The following is a 3,691-nucleotide window of genomic DNA, read 5'->3' as shown; positions in this document are numbered from 1 at the left end:
CCCATGAGACTCAACCGTCCCAGAAGTCATGAGACTCAACCGTCCCAGAAGTGTGGAGACAGCACAGTACCCCTGGGTGCCGAACCGTCGTCGCAGGTGCCGAAGCGTCGGTGCCAAGTGCCGAACCGTCGTCGCAGGTGCCGAAGCGTCGCTGCCAAGTGCCGAACCGCCGTGGAAGCACACGAACCGTCAACACGAGCACCCAAGGACGTCGTCGGGCGAAACAGAGAGTCGGACTGGCAGCCAAAGGCAGGCTGCGCCCGGGCATGGCTGAATGCACGGACGAGGTCCCGGGCGGTAGCCCCATAGCACCGATGAGCGCTCCTGCCATACGTTCCCCAACGCGGTGCGCACGCGTCACGATCTGGACTTCGACAGCGTCGGCTGCTCTGGCTCAAACCGCCCAGTAGTTGCTCATTGAGTCGAAGTGCAGTACGTGCAGACGTTCGGGGGTGAGCATGACGGGCGTGCCCGTGACCCGTGCGGTGAGCTCACCGAGCACGGCGCGCAATGCGTCGGGCGCCAACGGCGTCGGCGCCTCCGGCCGGTAGTAGGCAACGGTGATGTGGGGCGTGAACGGCCCGGACGGGACGATCTCGTCGAACAGGGGGCGAGCCGAAAGCAGCTTGCGATGCTCGCCCTCATCCACCGCTCTGATCCCGACGACGACGCTCGTGTTCATCAGGCTGAAGACCGCCGTGCACCTGGTGCGGATGGGGCCGATCGTGCGCGCCCTCGCAACCAACTCCGCGGCCTTCACCGCGCCGCCAAAACCCTCCCGGACAGCCACACCGACCGGACTCGAAGGCGGTCACGACCGATCTACGCTCTCCGACAAGGGGTTGGTTATATCGACTGCAACGATGGCGACTTATGCCCCTACTGGAGGCTGCCGTCGTTGGAGACCAGGATCATGATGAACTCGACGAAGGCCCAGATGCTGTTACCAGCGGCGACGAGCGAGCCCAGCAGCATCAGCATCCCGGCGGTGGAAGCTGCGCCGTCCGACACATTGCCGTAGGCATCGACGTTAGTCCCCAGGACCACCCCGCCGATGATGAGCAGCACAATCGCCGCGCCAACCAGGCACAGGTGAATGATGCCGTTGCGGGTCTGGCCCCGATAGAAGTTGTGGATGCCCAGGGTCCCGAGGAAGAAGGCCAGCACCGCCGCGGCGACCTTCGACTTGGGCTCGACGTATCCGCCCTGCCCATAGGGGTCGCCGTATGCCGGCGCACCGTAACCGGGGGCCGCATAGGCCGGCTGCTGACTGTATGCCTGCTGGCCATAGGGATTGCTCGGCTGCCCACCGCCGTACGCAGGGGGCTGCGGCTGGCCGGGGTTATTGGGGCTCTCGCTCATGAATGTTTCCCTTCAGACGGGTTGGACTGGGCACGGGATGATCGCAGGTCGCACCGGTAACACAGCCATCCCGCGACATGCTCGTTACCCGGCTAGCCTCTCCCCCACACCTCCCGACGCGCAAGCCGGTTCGTACAACTGAGGGTGACGCAACACCTTGAAACGCACGGCGCGCCGTCGAAAGTGCTGCGCATCACACGGCTTTGGGGCAGTATCGGGACATGAGAACCATCGACGTCGCCCCGCTCCCACTGTCGGACCTCGAAAGCCACCTGGATGAGGTCGCCACCCGACGCCTGCGCGACGGCGTGGCCGCGGCCCGTAACCTCCTGGAGGGACGCACCGTCTGGACCATCACGCCCACGTCCGCCGCAGCGTCGGGGCCTGCGGAGATCGTCGCCCCACTGGTCGGATACGCGCTGGACATCGGCGTGGACGCCCGCTGGCTGGTGCTGGACGCGCCGCGCGAGTTCAACACGATCGCGGCCCGCCTGCACGCCGGCATTCACGGCGACCGCGGCGATGGCGGCAAGCTCGCGGAGAAGCAGCGCGACATCTACGAGCACGTGATCGCCTCCAACGCGGAGAACATCGTCGACGACATTCGCGACGGCGATGTGGTCATCCTGCACGACCCGCCCACGGCCGGCCTGGCCAAGGCGCTGAAGGCGGCCGGCGCCGCCGTCATCTGGCGCTGCCACCTGGGCGCTCAGGACACCGGCGACGCCGGCCAGCGCGCCTGGGCCTTTCTGGACCGCTACCTGGAGGAGGTGGACCTCGTCGTCGTCTCACGCCCCAACTACCGGCCGCCCTTCGTGGAGCCGGAGCGCTGCGTGGTGATTGCCCCCTCGATTAACCCCGACTCCCCCAAGAACCGAGTGCTGGACCTGGACGAGTCCTGGTCGGTGGCGAGGCTGGCGGGCGTGTTCGCCGGCGAGCCGCCCTTCGACGCGGTCGCCTTCGTGCACGAGGACGGGCGCCCCGACGCGCTTCGCGAGTTGCCCACGCTCGCTGGTGCGGGCCTGCCGGTGCCGCAGGGCGTGCGCGTGATCGCGCAGGTGTCCCGCTGGGACCGCCTCAAGGGCGCCAAGGAGCTGATCGACGCCTTCGCGGACAACGTGGCTACGCTGCCGGCCGACGCGCACCTGCTGCTGGTGGGGCCGGACCCGGACCCCGAGCGCGACGCCGAAGCCGCCGCGGTGCTGGGCGAGGTGCTGGACCGCTGGGACCTGCTGCCGGAGTCGGTGGCCTCGCGCGTGCACATCGCCGCCGTGCCCATGCACGACCGGGATGTCAACGCCATGGTGGTCAACGCCGTGCAGCGAGTGGCCGACGTCGTCACCCAGCGCTCCCTGGTGGAGGCCTTCGGGCTGCCGGTGGCGGAGGCCATGTGGAAGAAGGCGCCCGTGGTCGCCTCTGCGGTAGGCGGCATTCAGGACCAGATCGACGACGGCGTCGACGGCGTGCTGGTGGATCCCGCCGACGGCGCCGCGTGGGCACAGGCCGTGGCCGACGTGCTGCGCTTCCCGGAGCGGGCACACGACATGGGGCTGGCAGCGCACGAGTCCGTGCGCCGGGAGTTCCTGCCCGACCGCCACCTGCTGGAATTGGTCGACGCCATCGCCGGCGCCCTGGAGTGAGCAGAACCACACCGGCGGCGGGGCCGTTCGCAAGACGACGGCGCCGCCGACGTCTGCCCGCGCCCCGCCCCACCGACGGTTATCCACAGAATTGATCCACAGGTTTGTGCACAGACCTGGTGATGCCGAGAATGCCGCCGCTTGGCCTGTGGGCGACCGTCGGAACACCCGCCCCGAGGGCGTGAGACCCGGCGTCCAACTGGGCGCACACCTCGCCGAGCGGTCAGTACCACCGCCACCACCGGCCGGTCAAATCGTTGCAATTACGCGGTTCTACGACGCCGCCTCCGAGAATCGATCGACGCCAATCCGCGCGAGCGCGCCACTTTCACCGCTACTGGCGAGGCCGCCGCGGCTGCACCAACTGCAGCCTGCACGGACATTCATGATCATCCACCCACGCGGCGTGCACAAGAAGTTATCCACAGGCAATGTGGATGCGACCGCGCCTTTGCCGATTCGTTTGCCGCCGGGTCGGCCGGCAAGCACGAATGCATCCCGCTCGGCAGTCGGACCGCTTAAGAGCTCTTCCGGTTTGCGGGTGTGGAGGCGGGGGTTGGGTGGTGTCAGGCACGCGGGGAGCCTGTCCGCCCACGAACCGCCGTCGGCGCTCGTTCCCGCGCGTGGCGGCACAAAGTGTCCAGGATCGGCACAAACGACTCCGACGCGGCCCGCGGCCATGGGCAGAA

Annotated in this window: 4 protein-coding genes; 1 reads left to right on the top strand and 3 read right to left on the bottom strand. The window is 68.1% G+C overall.

Annotated elements, in window-relative coordinates:
• Nucleotides 1-394: 394 nt before the first annotated feature.
• A complete protein-coding gene (locus DRB06_RS12205) occupies nucleotides 395-790 on the bottom strand; it encodes a 2'-5' RNA ligase family protein (RefSeq protein ID WP_258522256.1) in 396 nt (131 codons plus the stop codon).
• Nucleotides 791-879: 89 nt separating this feature from the next.
• Nucleotides 880-1,362, bottom strand: a complete 483-nt coding sequence (locus DRB06_RS12200; protein WP_111820091.1) for a TM2 domain-containing protein — start codon at nucleotides 1,360-1,362, stop codon at nucleotides 880-882.
• A gap of 221 nt (nucleotides 1,363-1,583) precedes the next feature.
• Here DRB06_RS12200 and DRB06_RS12195 point away from each other — a divergent pair, with 221 nt between their 5' ends.
• A complete protein-coding gene (locus DRB06_RS12195; protein WP_111820090.1) occupies nucleotides 1,584-3,002 on the top strand; it encodes a glycosyltransferase in 1,419 nt (472 codons plus the stop codon).
• A 273-nt stretch (nucleotides 3,003-3,275) separates the two neighbouring features.
• Here DRB06_RS12195 and DRB06_RS16395 read toward each other — a convergent pair.
• On the bottom strand, nucleotides 3,276-3,691 hold a 416-nt coding region (locus DRB06_RS16395), incomplete at its 5' end, for a hypothetical protein (protein ID WP_220093027.1).

The sequence above is a fragment of the Actinomyces sp. Z5 genome, assembly GCF_003287795.1.
Lineage (GTDB): Bacteria > Actinomycetota > Actinomycetes > Actinomycetales > Actinomycetaceae > Actinomyces > Actinomyces glycerinitolerans.
Note: the sequence above shows the minus strand (reverse complement) of the source record. Positions and strands in the feature narration are given on the sequence as shown.